General features: G+C 64.8%; 20 protein-coding genes. 12 read left to right on the forward strand and 8 right to left on the reverse strand.

The window, feature by feature from the left end; all coding sequences use genetic code 11:
• Window positions 1-37: 37 nt before the first annotated feature.
• A complete protein-coding gene (locus tag AC3WJR_RS13640; protein WP_492725524.1) occupies window positions 38-700 on the reverse strand; it encodes a hypothetical protein in 663 nt (220 codons plus the stop codon).
• A 34-nt stretch (window positions 701-734) separates the two neighbouring features.
• Between AC3WJR_RS13640 and AC3WJR_RS13645 the strand changes: the two genes are divergently transcribed.
• Window positions 735-1,103 carry a PRC-barrel domain-containing protein gene (locus tag AC3WJR_RS13645; RefSeq protein ID WP_354279113.1) on the forward strand — a complete coding sequence of 123 codons (369 nt, stop codon included), beginning with the start codon at window positions 735-737 and terminating at the stop codon, window positions 1,101-1,103.
• Here the strand turns inward: AC3WJR_RS13645 and AC3WJR_RS13650 are convergent.
• From AC3WJR_RS13650 to uvrB, 3 genes are all read right to left on the reverse strand, one after another.
• Window positions 1,100-1,435 carry a HigA family addiction module antitoxin gene (locus tag AC3WJR_RS13650; RefSeq protein WP_354279112.1) on the reverse strand — a complete coding sequence of 112 codons (336 nt, stop codon included), beginning with the start codon at window positions 1,433-1,435 and terminating at the stop codon, window positions 1,100-1,102. The genes AC3WJR_RS13645 and AC3WJR_RS13650 overlap by 4 nt on opposite strands.
• Window positions 1,410-1,703, reverse strand: coding sequence for a type II toxin-antitoxin system RelE/ParE family toxin (locus AC3WJR_RS13655; RefSeq protein WP_492725525.1), 294 nt, complete (start codon window positions 1,701-1,703; stop codon window positions 1,410-1,412). The genes AC3WJR_RS13650 and AC3WJR_RS13655 overlap by 26 nt, the downstream gene beginning before the upstream one ends.
• A gap of 104 nt (window positions 1,704-1,807) precedes the next feature.
• Window positions 1,808-4,015, reverse strand: coding sequence for an excinuclease ABC subunit UvrB (uvrB, locus tag AC3WJR_RS13660; RefSeq protein WP_492725526.1), 2,208 nt, complete (start codon window positions 4,013-4,015; stop codon window positions 1,808-1,810).
• 81 nt (window positions 4,016-4,096) lie between these two features.
• On the opposite strand from uvrB, the gene AC3WJR_RS13665 reads away from it, so the two are divergent.
• On the forward strand, window positions 4,097-4,648 hold the full coding sequence (locus AC3WJR_RS13665; protein WP_492725527.1) for a DUF3617 domain-containing protein: 552 nt from the start codon (window positions 4,097-4,099) through the stop codon (window positions 4,646-4,648).
• A gap of 47 nt (window positions 4,649-4,695) precedes the next feature.
• Here the strand turns inward: AC3WJR_RS13665 and AC3WJR_RS13670 are convergent, their stop codons facing one another.
• The 3 genes from AC3WJR_RS13670 to panC all read right to left on the reverse strand — a co-directional run bounded on the left by AC3WJR_RS13670 (window position 4,696) and on the right by panC (window position 7,296).
• Window positions 4,696-5,850, reverse strand: coding sequence for an MBL fold metallo-hydrolase (locus AC3WJR_RS13670; protein ID WP_492726149.1), 1,155 nt, complete (start codon window positions 5,848-5,850; stop codon window positions 4,696-4,698).
• A 200-nt stretch (window positions 5,851-6,050) separates the two neighbouring features.
• Window positions 6,051-6,347, reverse strand: a complete 297-nt coding sequence (locus tag AC3WJR_RS13675) for an SEL1-like repeat protein (protein WP_354279108.1) — start codon at window positions 6,345-6,347, stop codon at window positions 6,051-6,053.
• 103 nt (window positions 6,348-6,450) lie between these two features.
• On the reverse strand, window positions 6,451-7,296 hold the full coding sequence (panC, locus tag AC3WJR_RS13680; RefSeq protein WP_492725528.1) for a pantoate--beta-alanine ligase: 846 nt from the start codon (window positions 7,294-7,296) through the stop codon (window positions 6,451-6,453).
• An 80-nt stretch (window positions 7,297-7,376) separates the two neighbouring features.
• Between panC and AC3WJR_RS13685 the strand changes: the two genes are divergently transcribed.
• From AC3WJR_RS13685 to AC3WJR_RS13725, 9 genes are all read left to right on the forward strand, one after another.
• Complete coding sequence (locus tag AC3WJR_RS13685) at window positions 7,377-8,171, forward strand: division plane positioning ATPase MipZ (RefSeq protein ID WP_492725529.1); 795 nt, start codon at window positions 7,377-7,379, stop codon at window positions 8,169-8,171.
• Complete coding sequence (locus AC3WJR_RS13690) at window positions 8,171-8,428, forward strand: J domain-containing protein (protein ID WP_492725530.1); 258 nt, start codon at window positions 8,171-8,173, stop codon at window positions 8,426-8,428. Before AC3WJR_RS13685 ends, AC3WJR_RS13690 begins: the two co-directional genes overlap by 1 nt.
• 59 nt (window positions 8,429-8,487) lie before the next feature.
• Window positions 8,488-9,870 (forward strand): phosphoglucomutase/phosphomannomutase PgmG, encoded by a 1,383-nt coding sequence (gene pgmG, locus AC3WJR_RS13695; RefSeq protein ID WP_492725531.1) that lies wholly within the window; start codon window positions 8,488-8,490, stop codon window positions 9,868-9,870.
• Window positions 9,871-9,953: 83 nt separating this feature from the next.
• A complete protein-coding gene (locus AC3WJR_RS13700; protein WP_354279103.1) occupies window positions 9,954-10,718 on the forward strand; it encodes a 3'-5' exonuclease in 765 nt (254 codons plus the stop codon).
• Window positions 10,719-10,792: 74 nt separating this feature from the next.
• A complete protein-coding gene (locus tag AC3WJR_RS13705) occupies window positions 10,793-12,313 on the forward strand; it encodes a sensor histidine kinase (protein WP_492725532.1) in 1,521 nt (506 codons plus the stop codon).
• Between the two features lies 1 nt (window position 12,314).
• The gene (locus tag AC3WJR_RS13710; RefSeq protein ID WP_492725533.1) at window positions 12,315-12,764 is read left to right on the forward strand and encodes a response regulator; all 450 of its coding nucleotides are present in this window, start codon (window positions 12,315-12,317) and stop codon (window positions 12,762-12,764) included.
• Window positions 12,761-13,813 carry a sensor histidine kinase gene (locus tag AC3WJR_RS13715; protein ID WP_354279100.1) on the forward strand — a complete coding sequence of 351 codons (1,053 nt, stop codon included), beginning with the start codon at window positions 12,761-12,763 and terminating at the stop codon, window positions 13,811-13,813. Before AC3WJR_RS13710 ends, AC3WJR_RS13715 begins: the two co-directional genes overlap by 4 nt.
• Before the next feature lie 134 nt (window positions 13,814-13,947).
• A complete protein-coding gene (locus AC3WJR_RS13720) occupies window positions 13,948-14,226 on the forward strand; it encodes a hypothetical protein (RefSeq protein WP_492725534.1) in 279 nt (92 codons plus the stop codon).
• The gene (locus tag AC3WJR_RS13725) at window positions 14,223-15,821 is read left to right on the forward strand and encodes a methyl-accepting chemotaxis protein (protein WP_492725535.1); all 1,599 of its coding nucleotides are present in this window, start codon (window positions 14,223-14,225) and stop codon (window positions 15,819-15,821) included. The genes AC3WJR_RS13720 and AC3WJR_RS13725 overlap by 4 nt, the downstream gene beginning before the upstream one ends.
• A 34-nt stretch (window positions 15,822-15,855) precedes the next feature.
• Here the strand turns inward: AC3WJR_RS13725 and AC3WJR_RS13730 are convergent, their stop codons facing one another.
• Complete coding sequence (locus AC3WJR_RS13730) at window positions 15,856-16,641, reverse strand: class I SAM-dependent methyltransferase (protein ID WP_492725536.1); 786 nt, start codon at window positions 16,639-16,641, stop codon at window positions 15,856-15,858.
• 173 nt (window positions 16,642-16,814) lie between these two features.
• Between AC3WJR_RS13730 and AC3WJR_RS13735 the strand changes: the two genes are divergently transcribed.
• The gene (locus AC3WJR_RS13735; RefSeq protein ID WP_492725537.1) at window positions 16,815-17,771 is read left to right on the forward strand and encodes a DUF808 domain-containing protein; all 957 of its coding nucleotides are present in this window, start codon (window positions 16,815-16,817) and stop codon (window positions 17,769-17,771) included.
• Window positions 17,772-17,774 lie beyond the last annotated feature (3 nt).

Here is a 17,774-nt window from a genome sequence, read left to right on the forward strand (position 1 = left end):
TTCTCTTTCGCCTGCCCAAAGCCGGTCGAACTGGCGTTCAGCGGCGGCAATCCTCGGTCACACGCGCGATTTCGGCCCAGGCGGGCACTACCAGCGTCGCCGCCCCGGCCTGTTCCACGATGAAGCGTCCACGGCTGTACACGATCGCATCGAGCAACGGATCCCGCGCCGCGAGACGCGTCGCGACATAGGTCGGCGATCCGGCTGGCCCGGGACTGGTCGGCTGCACCGGAAGGCTCCGCGCTACCGTCGATGTACGGATCGTGAGCGGTGTTGCCGCACTCCCCTGGCGAGACAGATACAGCGTCGCGCTGGCGGTGTCGCAGCGTAGCGTCAGCACCGCATTGCCACCGCCCGCACCGAACAACGCGGTCGATCCGCCCTGATCCTGCCGATATGCCCAATCCCCTGCGGTGACGGGCCAATCCCGCCAGTCACTACCCTTCGGCGGAACAGGTCGCGGAACCACCGCGGGACGCGCAGCCGGTGCGGCTGCAGGCGCGCGGGCCGGTGCAACCGGCTTTGCCACGCACCCCGCCAGAACGGCCCCGGTGAGAACGACCATAGCAAACAAGGGGATAGTGTTACGCATCGAGCGTCTATGCGCGAAGCCGTCCGAGCGCTCAACCGCAGTGGCCACGTCGCCGCGCGTTTTTCCACCGATCCAGCCGGTAAGCGTGCGGAACCGGGAACCCCCCATCGCCGTTACGATCGCGAACCGAAGGAAGTGTGCCATGTCCCAGACCGAACCCACCCAGTTGCTGCTCCAGTCGAACAAGAGCGACGCAATGCAGGTCCGAAGCCGCGACGGCGACAAGATCGGCTCGGTGCTGTCGTTGATGGTCAACAAGCGAACCGGCCAAACGATCTACGCGGTGCTGACGATCGGCGGGTTCCTCGGCATGGGCAAGGCCTATTACCCGATCCCCTTCTCGCTGCTCCAGTTCGACCCCGTCAACGACACTTACATCGTGACGATCGACCGCCGCGTCCTCGAAGGCGGTCCGAGCTGGGCTAGCAACGCGCCGACGTTCGACCAGGCCTATGCCGACCGCGTGTCGAAATATTACGATGTGGCGGTTGAGGATCTCTCGCTCGATTAAGCCGCGCGGGGAACGATCCGGTCAAGCGCGCCATTGAGGGCGCGCTTGGCCTCGACGATTTCATAATCGCTTTGCAGACCCAGGAAAAAGCCCGGGGTCATTCGGAAGTAGCGGGCGAGCCGCAAATCGAGATCTCCGGTCATTCGCGTCGCGCCTGCGATCGTATCTCGCAGCGTAGTCTCGCTTACCTCGATTTTCTTCGCGAGGTCGTGCGCAGACAACCCCAAAGGTTGCATGAACTCAAGCGCTAGCATCTCGCCGGCATGCGGGTTGGGCAACCACTCGCCATGGGTATCCCCATCTGGCTCAATGATAGTCGGTAATTTCGACATCTGTCATCATTCCGTCGATCGGGGTAAACGCGATGCGCCATTGCTGGTTGATCCATATAGCATATTGCCCGGCGCGATTTCCAGCGAGCGCGTGAAGCTTGTTTCCCGGCGGGTAGCGCAAGTCGTTCCAGTCATCGATGCGCGCCATGATGCGAAGCAATCGGTATGCTTTGGCCTGTATCTCTATTGGTCGCTTACGACTGCGCTCGCCGTTCGCGATTTTAGCAGTCTCTTCGTCCTTGAAGTTACGTATCACAACGACCTCCATCAGAAGTGGCGTCGGATACGCTCCCGTCTCAGTCGGAGGTCACTGGGTTCGACGTAGGATCGAGATACCAGATAGAGCCATCATTTCAATTTTGCGTTCCCCAATCATCGCGCCCGCCGCGAACTCCCCGCCATTCCAGCTCGCATCTTCTGACTCTTGCCATAGCGCGTCTTGCGCGTGCCTGGTTTGCCCTCGTTCGAGCGTCCCATGATCGGCGCCTTCTGCTGCTCGACCGGAAGCCCAAGCTCCTCCTGCTCGAGCTGCCGGATCTCGTCGCGCAAACGGCCCGCGGTCTCGAACTCGAGATCCGACGCCGCCGCGCGCATCTTTTTCTCGAGATCCTCGATGTAGGCGCGCAGGTTGTGGCCGACCATGTGTGGTCGATCCTCGTCGATCTCCACCGTCACCTGATCGCGGCTCGACACATCCTGGATGATGTCGCCGATGTTGCGTTTGATCGTCGTCGGCGTGATGCCGTGTTCTTCGTTATACGCGCGCTGCTTTTCGCGACGGCGCTCGGTCTCGTTCATCGCGCGCTCCATCGAGCCCGTGATGCGATCGGCATAGAGGATCACGCGCCCGTCGACGTTGCGCGCCGCGCGGCCGATCGTCTGGATCAGCGAGGTTTCCGAGCGCAGGAAGCCTTCCTTGTCCGCATCCAGGATCGCGACCAGCCCGCACTCGGGGATATCGAGCCCCTCGCGCAGCAGGTTGATCCCGATCAGCACGTCGTACACGCCAAGCCGCAAGTCGCGGATCAGCTCGATACGCTCCAGCGTCTCGACGTCGCTGTGCATGTAGCGAACGCGCAAGCCCGCCTCGTGCATGAACTCGGTCAGATCCTCCGCCATCCGCTTGGTCAGCGTCGTCACCAGCGTGCGATAGCCGAGCTCGGCGGTCTTGCGCGCTTCGACGATCAGGTCCTGCACCTGTTCCTCGACCGGCTTGATCTCGATGGGCGGATCGATCAACCCGGTCGGGCGAATGACCTGCTCGGCGAACACGCCGCCGGTCTGCTCCATTTCCCACGCGCCCGGCGTCGCCGAGACATAGGTCGTCTGCGGGCGCATCGCCTCCCATTCGTTGAAGCGCAGCGGGCGGTTGTCGATCGCCGAGGGCAGGCGGAAGCCATATTCGGCGAGCGTCAACTTGCGACGGTGATCGCCGCGCGACATGCCGTTGATCTGGCCGATCGTCTGATGGCTCTCATCGACGAACAGCAGCGAATTCTCGGGCAGATATTCGAACAGCGTGGGGGGCGGCTCGCCCGGCATCCGTCCGGTCAGGAAGCGCGAGTAATTCTCGATCCCCGCGCAGGAGCCCGTGGCCGCGATCATTTCGAGGTCGAAATTGGTGCGCTGCTCCAACCGCTGCGCCTCGAGCAATTTGCCCTCAGGCACCAGTTCCTTGAGCCGCTCGGACAGCTCGAACTTGATCGCCTCCATCGCCTGCTTGAGCGTCGGCCCCGGCGTCACATAGTGCGAATTGGCGTAGATCCGGATATAACCGAGGCTCGCGACCTTCTTGCCGGTCAGCGGATCGAACTCGACGATATCCTCGATCTCGTCACCGAAGAACGACACGCGCCATGCGGTATCGTCATAATGCGACGGGAAGATCTCGAGCGCATCGCCGCGCACGCGGAAATTGCCGCGCTGGAACGCCGCGTCGTTGCGCTTGTACTGGAGCGCGACGAGCTTGCGGACGATCTCGCGCTGGTCGACGGTCTGGCCCTTCTTGAGGTCGAAGATCATCGCCGAATAGGTCTCGACCGAGCCGATGCCGTACAGGCACGACACCGACGCGACGATGATCACATCGTCGCGTTCGAGCAGCGATCGGGTCGCGGCGTGGCGCATCCGGTCGATCGCCTCGTTGGTCGAACTTTCCTTCTCGATGTACGTGTCCGACCGCGCGACATAGGCCTCGGGCTGGTAGTAATCGTAATAACTGACGAAATACTCGACCGCATTCTCGGGGAAGAACGACTTCATTTCCCCATAAAGCTGTGCAGCAAGGATCTTGTTCGGCGCAAGAATCAGTGCGGGGCGCTGCACCGCTTCGATCACCTTCGCCATCGTGAAGGTCTTGCCCGAACCCGTCACGCCCAGCAGCACCTGGTCGCGCTCGCCCGCCTCGGTCTGCGCGACGAGCTCGGCGATCGCGGTCGGCTGGTCGCCCGCCGCGGTATAGTCCGAGACGAGCTTGAACCTTTTGCCCCCTTCCGCCTTGGGCGGACGCGCCGGGCGGTGGGGGACGAAGCTGACCCCGGTTTCGGGTTCATCGAGCGTGGTGCGAATCTGGATTGCCATCACGCAGCAATATGGGAAGGGATGCGGCAACAGACAATCGTGCCCGACGCCTCGGTTGCGGGTCAATCGGGGTTAAAGATCATGGCGTTTCATCGCATCGCGCAGCTTGGCCTAATTCTGCCGATACTGACGATCGTCGCTTGCTCCCCCGAGCAAGTCATCAAACGCGAGCCGGGAAGCTGGACGCAGAAGGTCGAAATCCTGCAACTGGAGGGCAAGGGCGCGACCCCGCAGGTCAAGGCGCAGATGCAAGCGATGTTCGATGCGATGGCGGGCATGTCGATGTGCCTGACGCCAGACGCCGCCGCGAAAGAAAATCTGGCCGAAACGATGCAGCAGATCGGCACGCGCGGCCAGAATTGCACGGTCGACAAGCATGACGACACCGGCGCAACCATCGGCCTCAGTGCGGCTTGCCCGCAACCCGGTGGCGGCGTGGTCAAACTCAACGTGACGGGCACCAACGCAACCGGGGACCGCGACCTGACGATGAAGTCCGAGGGCTTCACCGCGAAGGGCGCCAAGGAAGGCGTCATGGAAATGCGCGTCCATGCGATCCGAAGCGGGCCATGCAAGCCCGGCGACATCACCCCGCCCGCAACCCCCGCGACAACGCCAGCGGCGAAGCGCTAGCGCCGGACGGGTTGGGGCACGGCTTCTCACGCCGGGACGACATCTCGCTAGGGCAATGTGCGCGCCGCAGCAGGCAACCGTCCGACGATCTCGATCCGGTCAATCGGTGCGGGACGCGTGCGTGCGACATAGGGTGGAATGACGCTCGGGTTTCCCAACGCGACAGTCCCGAACCCGCGCAGCCCTGCAACGCGATTGACTGCCGCCAGTAACCGCGGCGGCGTGTCGTACGCTTCCGCCGACAGATGGAACGTCCCCCAGTGGATGCCGATCCCGGTCGATGCGCCCAGCCGGCGATAGACTTCTGCGGCATCGATCGGTCCGATATGGCTCCCCGACACCATCTGGCCGGGCACGAAGCGGAACGCGCCAATCGGGATTAGCGCCAGCCTGACGGGACCATAGCTCGCCGCCGAATCCGCCCAGGTCAGATCGCCTGGCCCGGTATCGCCTGCAAAGAACACGTTGCCGCCCGGCAGCCGCACGACGAAGCTCGACCACAAGGCCCGGTTGCGGTCGGTGAACCAGCGGCTGCCCCAATGGTGGTTGCGCGTGACGACGACCTCAACGTTCGGCTTGACGGAAATCCGGCCACCCCAGTCGAGTGCATGCGACGGAACCCCGGCTTGCGCGATGACACTGTCATTGCCCAGGCTGGTGACGATCAACGGATGGTCACGCTTCCACAGCCGCCGCAACGTTTCCAGATCGAGATGATCGTAATGGTTGTGGCTAATCAGCACGACATCGATCTTCGGAAGCTTTTCGAACGCGATACCTGGCTCCGCAACGCGGGCAGGCCCAACCCCAAGCGGTCCGGACGTCCGGCTCCACACCGGGTCGGTCAGGATATTGAGCCCTTGCGTCTGCACGAGCACCGTGGCGTGCCCGACCCAAGTCGCCGTCATCGATTGACCATCCACCCGCGCGGGCGGAGCAATGGCGTGGACCGGGACGTGATCGGGCCATGCCGGACGCCCGTCGCTGCGGGTGAGATAGCGCAACAGGAAGCTGCCGCGATTGCCGCCCGTGCCCGCCAAGTCATCCTGCTCGCCGTCAGGATTGAAGAACCGTTGCCCGTCGAAATGGCCGCCGGGTAGCCCACTGTAGTAGCGTGCGTCGAGAAAGCGCGGGACGATCGTGATCAGCAGACACAGGACGACCACCACCCAAAGCAGCGCCGTGCCGATTCCCTTCGCGATACTTCGGACGCTCAATGGCCTGACTTTCTCTGCGACCCGCCGAAGCGACCGTTACGGGATCCCGCGACGGGGTTCCGCCTTCATGGCGGACCTCGACACGTTCTCGCTATCGTAAGGCCCAACTCCTGCAAGACCGGGTCGATCCCCGGTGCAGAATAGTCCGCGCACAGGCGCCGTTCTCGCACCTGCACGACGGCGTTTCAGGCGGCGCGACGCTGTGTCGCGCGCAGCCAGGCGCGGGCCGCACCCTGAGCCGTCGCGATCTCGCGCGCGGTCATGTCCTCGGCGATCTCGCCACGGCTGACCATACCAGCCTCGCTACCGGCCACCGCCGCCAGATTGAACCATTTGTGCGCCTCGATCAGATCGACGGCGATCCCCGCCGCGCCGCTCGAATACACCATGCCGAGTTCGTAGCAGGCATCGGCATCGCCGCACGCCGCTTCCGCCAAACGACTGTCGATCAGAAATTGCGCATTTTTCAGGCTCGTGCCCATGTCGATCCGTCCCGGTTAACCATTCTCTGCGGCCGACATTGCGTCGGACCGAGTCAAATAAAGGTTAACGGCGACATTGAACTTTAGGCGTACGACCAATGGGTTAGACGGTAGCCGGTACGTCGAGATTGTCGATCAGACGCGTGGTCCCGAGCCGCGCCGCCGCAAGCAACCGGCGTGGGCGGGACGGATCCGTATCCGCGGCCAAGGTCGCTGCATCGACCAGTTCGACGTAATCGACCACAAAACCGGCGGTCGTCAGCGAGTCCCGTGCCGATGCCAGGACATCGTCCGGCGCGTCGCCGCGCAGAATGGCCCGCGCGGCCTCTCCCAAGGCGCGGGGTAGCGCCACTGCCGCTGCGCGCTGTTCGTCGTCGAGATAGACGTTGCGCGATGACAGCGCGAGGCCGTCATCATCGCGCTGGGTCGGCACACCTTCGATTTCGATCCCGAAATCCAAGTCCGCGACCATGCGGCGAATCACCGCGAGTTGCTGGAAATCCTTCTCGCCGAATAGCGCAATGTCCGGGCGCACCTGGTTGAACAGCTTGGCCACCACCGTCGCGACGCCGTCGAAATGGCCTGGCCGAGCCGCGCCATCGAGTCCTTCGCTGACCCCTGCCACCGAAATGTTCGTTGCAAAGCCCGCGGGATACATCACGTCCACCGGGGGCAACCACAGCAGGTCGCACCCCGCCTCGGTCAGCATCCGCGCGTCCGCCGCCTCGCGCCGGGGGTAGCGCGCGAGATCCTCATTGGGACCGAACTGCTTGGGATTGACGAAGATCGACGCGACCACCTTGCGCCCCTGCCGCCGCGCGGTCTCGATCAGCGCGATGTGGCCGGGGTGCAGTGCTCCCATCGTCGGGACCAGTGCGATGTCTGATCCGGCACTGCGGAAGTCGGCGATCGCGGCGCGAAGCGCTTCGAGTGTACGGATGGTTTGCACGCGGGTTGGGCCTTCGGTAAGGACGGAACGGCCTTCTATGGGGGCGGGCCCGACCGAACAAGACGTAGGATACCATCCCGTTGGCAAGTGCTGCGCGAAAACCACACATTATCGTTTTCGCCAACGAAAAGGGCGGCACCGGCAAATCGACGACCGCGGTGCATGTGGCGATCGCCCTGGCGGCGCGTGGGGCCAAGGTTGCCGCCTTCGATCTCGACCATCGCCAGCGCACGATGGGGCGCTATTTCGACAATCGCGCCGCCACGGTCCAGCGTACCGGGCGCGCTTTGCCGATCCCGCGCCACGCGACGCACGACGGGGAGACGGACGCACGGTTCGAGGAGCTGTTCGCCGATCTCGCGCACGATACCGACTTCTTGGTCATCGACACGCCGGGCCGTGACGACCGGTTCGGGCGTCTGTCGGCCGCGCGCGCCGACACGCTGGTGACGCCGATGAACGACAGTTTCGTCGACTTCGACCTGATCGGGCAGGTCCACCCCGAAACCTACCAGGTCACACGCCCGAGCTTTTACGCCGAGATGATCTGGGACGCCCGCAAGGCGCGTGCGCGTGCGGATGGCTCGACGATCGACTGGGTCGTGCTGCGCAACCGCGTCCAGCATATCGAGGCACGCAACATGCGCCGCGTGTCCGATGCGCTCGACCAACTCGCCAAGCGCGTGGGGTTCCGCATCGTGCCGGGACTGGGCGAGCGCGTGATCTACCGTGAGCTGTTCCCCGCCGGACTCACGATGCTCGACGCGGGCGAATTCGGCGCGATGGGGCTGGCGCATGTCGCCGCGCGCCAGGAGCTTCGCGAGATGATGGGCGCGCTCGCGCTGCCCGAAGCCGTGTTGCCGCAGGTCGCGTGATGACGAAGGTTCTCCTCTTCATCGCGCTGATCGTGGGTGTTTGGTTGCTGCTGCGCCCCAAACCCAAGGCGACGCGGATCCAGCCTCCCGAGGAGACCGAGGCGCGCGCGGTGCTGGGAGTCGGTCCGCGCGCGAATGCCGCCGATATCCGCGCGGCACATCGCCGTCTTGTCACCGCGCTGCATCCCGACAAGGGCGGATCTGCGGAACTCACCCGCCGCATCAACGCGGCACGCGACACATTGCTCAAACCATAGTCTTTGAACTTTCGCACGTTTGGTCGATTGACCCGTGCACAGACCCCAGGAGGACAAACATGACCCATCGTTTCGACCCGACTTCGCTCCGCGAATATGACATCCGCGGCATCGTCGGCAAAACGCTCGGCACCGCCGATGCGGACGCGATCGGTCGCGGCTTCGGCACGCGCGTTCGGCGCGCGGGCGGCACGCGGGTTGCGGTCGGCTATGACGGTCGCCTGTCCTCGCCCGAACTCGAGGCGGCCCTGATCGGCGGCCTCACCGCATCGGGCGTCGACGTGGTGCGGATCGGCATGGGGCCGACCCCGATGCTCTATTACGCCGAAGCCACGCTAGAAGTGGATGGCGGCATCGAGATAACCGGCAGCCATAATCCCTCCGACTACAACGGCTTCAAGATGGTGCTCCAGCACAAGCCGTTCTTTGGCGCGGACATTCAGGAGCTCGGCCGGATGGCCGCCGAGGGCGATTGGGAAACCGGCGAGGGTACCGTCTCGACCGCCGATATCGAGGACGAATATGTCGGTCGCCTGGTCGCGGGTTTCGCGGGCGGCACCTACAAGATCGGTTGGGACGCCGGTAACGGCGTCTCGGGCCCGATCATCGAGAAGCTCGTCAAGTTCCTGCCAGGTGAGCATCACCTGCTGTTCACCGATGTCGACGGCAATTTTCCCAACCATCATCCCGATCCTACCGATGAAGCCAATCTGGTCGATCTCAAGCGGCTCGTCGCGGAGAAGAACCTCGATTTCGGTTTGGCCTTCGATGGCGACGGCGACCGGATCGGCGCGATCGATGGCGAAGGCCGCGTGATCTGGGGCGACCAGATCCTCTCCATTCTCGCCGAACCTGTCCTAAAGGAGCTTCCGGGCGCGACGATCATCGCCGACGTCAAGGCGTCGCAGATGCTTTACGACCGCGTCGAGGAACTGGGTGGCAAGCCGCTGATGTGGAAGACCGGGCACAGCCTGATCAAGATGAAGATGAAGGAAACCAACAGCCCGCTCGCGGGCGAGATGAGCGGCCACATCTTCTTCGCGCATGAATATTACGGGTTCGACGACGCGCAATACGCCGCCGTCCGTTTCATCCGTGCGGCGCACATGATCGGCAAGTCGGTCACCGAACTGCGCGGTGCGATGCCCGCGCTGGTCAACACGCCGGAAATGCGGTTCCAGGTCGACGAGAGCCGGAAGTTCGCGGTGGTCGAGGAAGTGCTCGCGCGGCTCGAGGCCGACGGTGCCGAAGTCGACCGCACCGACGGCGCGCGCGTCAACACGCCCGACGGCTGGTGGCTGCTCCGTGCATCGAACACGCAGGACGTGCTCGTTGCCCGCGCCGAGGCCAAGGACCAGCCTGCGCTCGACCGCCTGCTCGCGATGATTGACGACCAGCTCGAGAAGAGCGGCCTGCAGCGCGGCCCGCAGGCAGCGCACTAAGCGTTGGACCGTCACCCCGGGTTCGTCCCGGGGTGACGGATACGCCCCTCGCAATCCTCGGCTAAACACGCCACTTAGGCGCAATGCCTCCCCCCGCTCCCCAGATCATCCGCGTCATCGACCTAGAGACCACCGGCGAAGGCCCGCCGATCCACGGCGTGTGCGAAATCGGCTGGCAGGACGTCGCGCTCCAGAAGGACGGCCGCTGGGAGATCGAAGGCGAAGGCGGCGCGCGCCTCGTCAACCCCGGTCGCCCGATCCCGCCGCTGACGCAGGCGATCCACCACATCCTCGACGAACAGGTCGCCGACGCACCGTTCTGGCATGACGTCGCGCGCGGGGTGCTCGATCCCTATCCACGCCGGATCGCGCTCGCGGCGCACCGCGCGGATTACGAACAGAAGTTCTGCACGACCCCGCTGACGCGCGGCGCGCCGTGGATCTGCACTTGGAAATGCGCGCTGCGGCTGTGGCCCGACACGCCGAGCTTCTCCAACCAGATGCTACGCTACTGGCGCAAACCCGAAGGGATGATCCATGAACGCGGCCTGCCCGCGCATCGGGCCTTCCCCGACGCCTATGTCACCGCGTTCCACCTGCGCGACATGCTCAATGAGGTCGGCCCCGAGCAACTGCTCGCCTGGTCGGCGGTCCCTGGCCTGTTACCGCGCGTGATTCGCCCCGGGCCGGATCGCGGCAAGAGCTGGCAGGAGATCAGCGACGATTCGCTTTCGATCATGCTGGGCGACCGCGACATGGACGTTCGCTTCACCGCCGAGACCGAGCTAGCCCGGCGGCGTGGCGGTGGTGTCGTGGGTCGACCTTCTCCGCAAGGGAAGTTGCTCTAAAGCCACAAGTTGCTTGATCGGCGTTAGTGCGGCGGTACTGGTGTTTATCGTTGCCGATGCGTAAGGACGACCGCATGTACAGGCGGTTGCTTCCCGGTTTCAGCGTCAGTGAAGGGCGCATGGGCCGTTTCCTGGTGACCTGCATGGCGCTGGGGTTCTTCGCATTGATCGTCGCCGGAGTCGCCGCGGCATGGTCAACCGCTCAGAATGAGCAGCACACCGCCGATGTCGGCCACACCTATCAGGTCGAGATCGCGATCAACCGCGCGCGCGTGCTGATCGAGCAGAGCGAGACGGCCCGACGCGGGTTCCTGCTGACCGGCGACACGGCGTATCTGCAATCCTATCGCACCGTCATGGCCGCCCTCCCCGGCGCGATCGGGCGGATCGCTACGCTTACCGCAGACAACCCGGGACAACAGTCCAAGGTCGCCACGCTGCGCCGGCAGATCGCCGATCTTGAGCAGCACCGTGAGCGCACGATCAGCCTGTCGGTGCGCGGCGACCAGTCGGCAGCGCTCGTCCAGTTTCAGCAGGAGACGAGTATCCGCCGGATGCGCGCGGTACGGACGCTCGCAGACGGGATGATTGCGGAAGAACAGCGCTTGCTGGCGATCCGTGATGCCGCACAGCAGGCGAGCGTCCGGGTCTTCTACATCACGTTGATCTGTGCCGGCCTGCTGCTGGTCCTGGTCGCGATCATCACGCTCGTGACGCTGTTGCGCTACACACGCGAGCTGGCCACGTCGCGCGACGCGATCCGCGATTTTGCCGATACGCTCGAGGATCTGGTCGAGGAACGCACCGCCGACCTGAGCCGCGCGAACGAAGAGATTCAGCGTTTCGCGTACATCGTCAGCCACGACCTCAGAAGTCCGCTGGTCAACGTCATGGGGTTCACGGCTGAACTCGAGGCGGCGACGGGCACGATCGGCGAACTGATCGATCGCGCCGAGGAACGCGCTCCCGAGCTCGTCACCGAGGACGTCCGCTTTGCCGCCCGCGAGGATCTGCCCGAGGCGATTCGTTTCATCCGCACCTCGACGCAGAAGATGGACCGTCTGATCAACGCGATCCTCAAGCTGTCGCGCCAGGGCCGCCGCGTGATTGCCGCCGAACAGCTCGACATGACGACGCTGATCGACGGGATCGGCGCGAGCCTGACTCAGCAGATGGAACAACGCGACACGATCCTGACGATCGAGCAACCGCTGCCGGATCTGGTCAGCGACCGATTGGCGGTAGAGCAGATCTTCTCCAACCTGATCGAAAATGCGGTGAAATATCTCGATCCCAAGCGCCCGGGCCGGATCGTCGTGCGCGGGAAGCGTGACGGCAAGCGCATTCACTATGAGATCGAGGACAATGGCCGCGGCATTGCCCCGTCGGACCACAGCCGCGTCTTCGACCTGTTCCGCCGCTCCGGGACGCAGGACCAGCCCGGTGAAGGGATCGGACTCGCGCATGTCCGTGCGTTGGCGTATCGCCTCGGCGGGGTGATCGACGTCGCGTCCGAATTGGGACGTGGTGCAACCTTCCGCCTGACACTGCCGGCAACCTATGCCGAACCCAAGACCGACACCCGAGGACGTTGACATGACCGACCACCAGACCGTCAGCATCATCATGATCGAGGATGACGAAGGTCACGCCCGGTTGATCGAGAAGAACATCCGCCGTGCCGGCATCCTGAACGAAATTCAGCATTTCACCGACGGCACCAGCGCGCTCGAATATCTGTTCAACGCCGACAAGGGCCCGGGGCGCGGTGGCCCGGCGCTGGTGCTGCTCGATCTCAACCTGCCCGACATGGGCGGGATCGACATTCTCGCGCGAATCAAGGGGTCGGACGGTCCGCTCAAGCGCACCCCCGTCGTGGTGCTCACCACCACCGACGACAAGGTCGAGATCCAGCGCTGCTATGATCTGGGCTGTAACGTCTACATCACCAAGCCGGTCAATTACGAGAGCTTTGCCCAGGCGATCCGCCAGCTCGGCCTGTTCCTGTCGGTGATCCAGGTTCCCGACGCCGAGGGCCACGGGTGATCGCAACCGCCGAACCTGGCACCGGACCGGCGGTCCTTTACATCGATGACGACGCGGGCCTGCGCCGGCTCGCGGCGCGGTCCTTGTCGCGACATGGCTTCATCGTGACCGTTGCCGAAGGCGGTGCCGAAGGGCTTGCCCTCGCACAGCAACACGCCTTCGATCTGATCGCAGTCGACCATTACATGCCGGGCATGGACGGGATCGAGACGCTGGAGGCGATCCGCAAACTACCGGTCTCGCCGCCGGTGGTGTACGTCACCGGATCGGAGGAAGGCCGCATCGCGGTCGCCGCGCTCAAGGCAGGCGCGTCCGACTATGTCGTCAAGACGATCGGTAGCGACTTCTTCGACTTGCTGGCGAGCGCGTTCGAACAGGTGCTCGAACGCGCTGCGCTCGAGCGTGACAAGGCCGCGGCCGAGGACCAGTTGCGCGCGAGCAACGCGCGGCTCGAGGCGCTGCTGCGCGAGGTCAACCACCGCGTCGCCAACAGTCTGCAGATCGTGTCTGCGATGGTGCGGATGCAATCCGCTGCCTTGCAGGATGACGGTGCGCGTCTCGCGCTGGAGGATACGCAGCGCCGGATCGCCGCGATCGCGCAGGTCCACCGCCGCCTCTACACCAGCAACGATGTCGAACAGGTCGACATGCGTGAATATCTGAAGGCGCTGGTCGACGAACTTGGCGAAACCTGGTCAACGCCGACCGCACCGCGCGTGCTGTCGCTGTTTGCGGAACCGATCCGACTTGCCACCGATCGTGCGGTGTCGCTCGGTGTGATCGTCACCGAACTCGTCAGCAATGCGTGCAAATATGCCTATCCAACCGGTGGCGGCGAAGTCCGCGTATCGCTTCGGGGGGATGGCGAGGCGCATTTCTGGCTCGCCGTGGAAGACGACGGGGTTGGCATGGGGCCAGACGCCACGCCGCAAGGCACGGGCGTCGGGACCAAGCTCATCCGCGCGATGGCGCAGAGCCTGCAGACGATCGTCGAATATGACAGCATCGGCACAGGCGTCCGCGCGACCTTGCGCGCGACGCGCGACTGACGAATCGAAAAGAGCGGCGGCGCTCCAACTAAAGTCTCAGGCGATGTTGCCGCCTGACTTACCTGCTATTAACCGCGACACCGTAATTCGGTCGGATGCGCCATTCCTCGACCGCCATTGTCCTTTCCCTTCACGTGACGGCGATTAGCGCATCGCTGCTCGGCATGGCGTTGTGGCCGCCTCGATCGGGTGCGATGATGCTGGTGCCGCTTCATCAAAACGTCGCGTCGGTCGCAACGCTTGCGCGCGCGGGTGGCGCAATGCTGCTGGGCAAGGGGCCGTTTCCCGGCTCGCTCGTGGTGGTCGGCAATCGCGCGCAAATTGCCCGTCACATTCCGACCGGCGACGTGCTGATCCTCGCCAGCCTGCCGACAGGGTGTGGTGACGCGAGCGCTCTGGAGACCTTGGCATGAACCGCTTGTCCACGATGATGACCAGGCTCTCGACCTTCACCGGCGATGCCATCCCCGGCAATCCGCTCGATACCATGCGGCGCCGTGGCGTGCGGATCTGGGCCTTGATCGGGTGGATCTCGCTTGCCCTGCTGCTGATCGGCAATAGCGCGCTCGGCGCGGGAGCCGGGTTGCCGCTGATCGTCATCGGCGTGGCGATCAATATCGCCCCGACACTGGTCGCTCTGCGGGGGCGATATGATGCACCGGCGCGGACACTGATGGGGTCGACCGCGGCGATCCTTCCCGCGATGCTCGTCTTCCTGCTGAAGGGCCATGCCTGGCAGATGGACGCGCACATGTATTTCTTTGTCGGCATGGCGGCGTTGGTCATTCTGGCCGACTGGCGCCCGATTGCACTCGCGACGGTGCTGGCCGCGCTGCACCACGTGTCGCTGGAATGGCTTGCGCCGCAATATGTGTTTTCGGGGACGGGCAATATCGGGCGGATCCTGTTTCACGTCGTCGCGGTCGGCCTGCAATTCGGCGTTCTCGCCGCGCTGACGATCCAGCTCGAACGGCTAATCCTCGGGCAACAGGCAGCGCTCCAGCGCGCGCGAGAACTGGCCAGGACTGCCGAGGATGGCCAGCGCCAGACCGAACACGCAATGCAGCAAGCGCGCTTCGCCGCCGCCGACGCCGCCCGCGAACGCCAGCACCGTGAAGAAGAGGCGCGCCGCACCGCGCAGGAACGCCGCGCCGAACTCGTCACCATCGCGAACGAATTCGAGCGGTCGGTAACGTCCGTCATTAAAATGATCGGCGATTCGACCCAGCGGCTCGAACAGTCGGCGGTAAAGCTCGAGGATCTGACCGACAGCACGACGCACGATGCGGACGAAGCCGCGGCGGGGGCCGGGCGCGCGGCGGTGGACATCGCACAGGTCGCGGCGTCGATCCGCACGTTGTCGCAATCCGTCCAGACCATCGCGATTGCCGCGGATCGTCAGTCGGTCCTGACCGAGACCGCCAGCGCGGAGGCCAAGCGAAGCGTCGAGACCGTCGCGATGCTGGAGGGGCACGCGGTCCAGATCGAAGGCTTCCTCGACGACATCCGCAAGATCGCGGCGAAGACCAATTTGCTCGCGCTCAACGCGACGATCGAGGCCGCACGCGCTGGCGACGCGGGCCGCGGCTTCGCGGTTGTCGCGGGCGAAGTGAAGGCGCTGTCCGCCGATACGACGCGTGCAAGCGACCGCATCGGCAACCTCATTTCCGGCATTCGCGAGGGCGTCGCGGATACCAGCACCAAGCTCAACAGCGTCAACGGCGCGATCCGGCAGGTCTCGCTGGCGGCATCCGGGATCGCGACGGCGGTCGCCGAACAGCGCTCCACGGCAGAAGACGTCGACGCCGGCGCTGACCGCGCGGCATCGACCGCGGACGAGGTCGAACGGCGGATCACCGACGTCGCCCGCGCCGGGGGCACCGCATCGTCGCTCTCTGCCGACGTCAGCAAAAGCGCGGGCGAACTCGCCGTCAGCGCGCGCGACCTGCTGCGGTCGACCGATCGGTTCGTGTCGTTTCTGCAGGACGACCACGCCGTCGCCGCCTGACGGCCACGGCGGGATCGCGCAGTCCGGACCGGCTTTAGCGCGGTTTGCGGAAACGATAGACGAACTGATCGGTCTTTCCGCGGATCGCCGGATCGAACACCGCCGCATTATGGTCATCGGCTGGGTTGCGCAGCGCATCGCTTTCGCCGTCGAACACGAAGCCCGCCTTGACGACCTCCGCCTTGACCGCGGCGGGATCGATCCGGTGTTTAGTCGACGTCCCCGCGAGCCCGCTGCCGGGCACGTCGGCATGGTCGATCACGACATAGGTGCCGCCGGGCTTGAGCGCCGCGAACACCTGCTTGTTGAACGCATCGATCGCCGCTTCGCCCGCAGGCGTATTGGCGACGTCGTGATAGTTCTGCACCGTCCAGAACAGGTCGACCGGCTCGGACGCGCGGATGCTCGGTCCCGACATGACCGTCAGCGAGGTGTTCGAGAGATGCCGTGCCTCCAGCGCGGGAAGCGTTTTCTCGGCATATTTGGCACCCGCCGCGGGCCAGATCGCATAGACATGCCCGGCCTTGCCCACCGTGCCCGACAGGATCCGCGTCCAATATCCGGCGCCCGGGAAGAAATCGACCACCTCGTCCCCCGGCCCGACGCCCGCGAACGCAAGCACGTCCGCCGCCTTGCGCCGCGCATCGTCGCCCTGCGCATCGGCGCGCGCCGGATCGGCCAGGGCCTTGGCGACCGCGCGTTGCGTCTCCTTGGGATTGTGCTTCGACGCGACCGCCACCGACGCGGCATTGGCGTTAACCGATACCACGGCCCCCGCGATCAACCCTGTTGCAACAAGACCCGTCCACATCGTCCGCATCGTCTTCTCCCCCGGCCATGACGGCCTGTATCGATTGTATCCCATTTCCAACGCTGCTGCATCGCCCATCCTGACGGAGTGTTGCACGGTCCGTACGGATCGATAAGCAGGCAGCGGTGTTCCCTTGAGACCGGACGTCCCGGCGCCCGTCTCGTCCAATCGAAAGCCTTCACATGCCCTCTGGTCTGGTCGCCCTGCTCGACGACGTCGCTGCGATCGCGCGCCTTGCCGCCGCGTCGGTTGACGATGTCGCGGCCGCTTCGTTCAAGGCATCGTCCAAGGCAGTCGGCGTGGTGGTGGACGATGCCGCGGTCACGCCGAAATACGTCTCCGGGCTGACCCCGGCGCGCGAGCTTCCGATCATCTGGCGGATCGCCAAGGGGTCGCTGCGCAACAAATTGCTGTTCCTGTTGCCGGCTGCGTTGTTGTTCAGCGCGTTCCTGCCGTGGATCATCACGCCGATCCTGATGGTCGGCGGCCTGTATCTCGCCTTCGAAGGCGCGGAGAAGATCCTCGGTGCGCTGCTCGGCCACGATGCGCATGCCGAAGACGCCGCGCTGGAAGGGCAGGACGCCACGGCGATCGAGAACACCAAGGTCGCTGGGGCGGTCCGCACCGACCTGATCCTGTCCGCCGAAATCATGGCGATCGCCTTGTCCGAAGTGTCGGACCAGCCGATCCTGACGCAGGCGGCGGCGCTGATCGCAGTGTCGCTGCTGATCACCGCCGGGGTCTACGGCGTGGTCGGGCTGATCGTGAAGATGGACGATATAGGCCTTCACCTGGCGCAGCGCTCGAACGCCACTTCGCGCGCGATCGGGCGCGGGATGGTCGCGGCGATGCCGGTCGTGCTCGGCGCGCTGGCAAAGATCGGGACGGTCGCGATGCTGTGGGTCGGCGGGGGAATCCTGGTGCACGGACTGGAAGAGTTCCACCTCGTCACGATCCCGCACGTCGCTGAGGGTATTGCAGCGTTCTTTGCCCGCCTGCTGCCCTTCGCTCCCGGTGTCGGCCACTGGTTCGGTTTCGCGCTCGCATCGGCCTTGGTCGGGCTCGTCGCAGGCGGCGTTCTCGCGCTGATCGTGCCGCGCGTGATGGCGTTGTTCGGAAAGAAGGCCCCCGCCCACTGAGCG

Source organism: Sphingomonas sp. FW306-05-A (assembly GCF_058782275.1).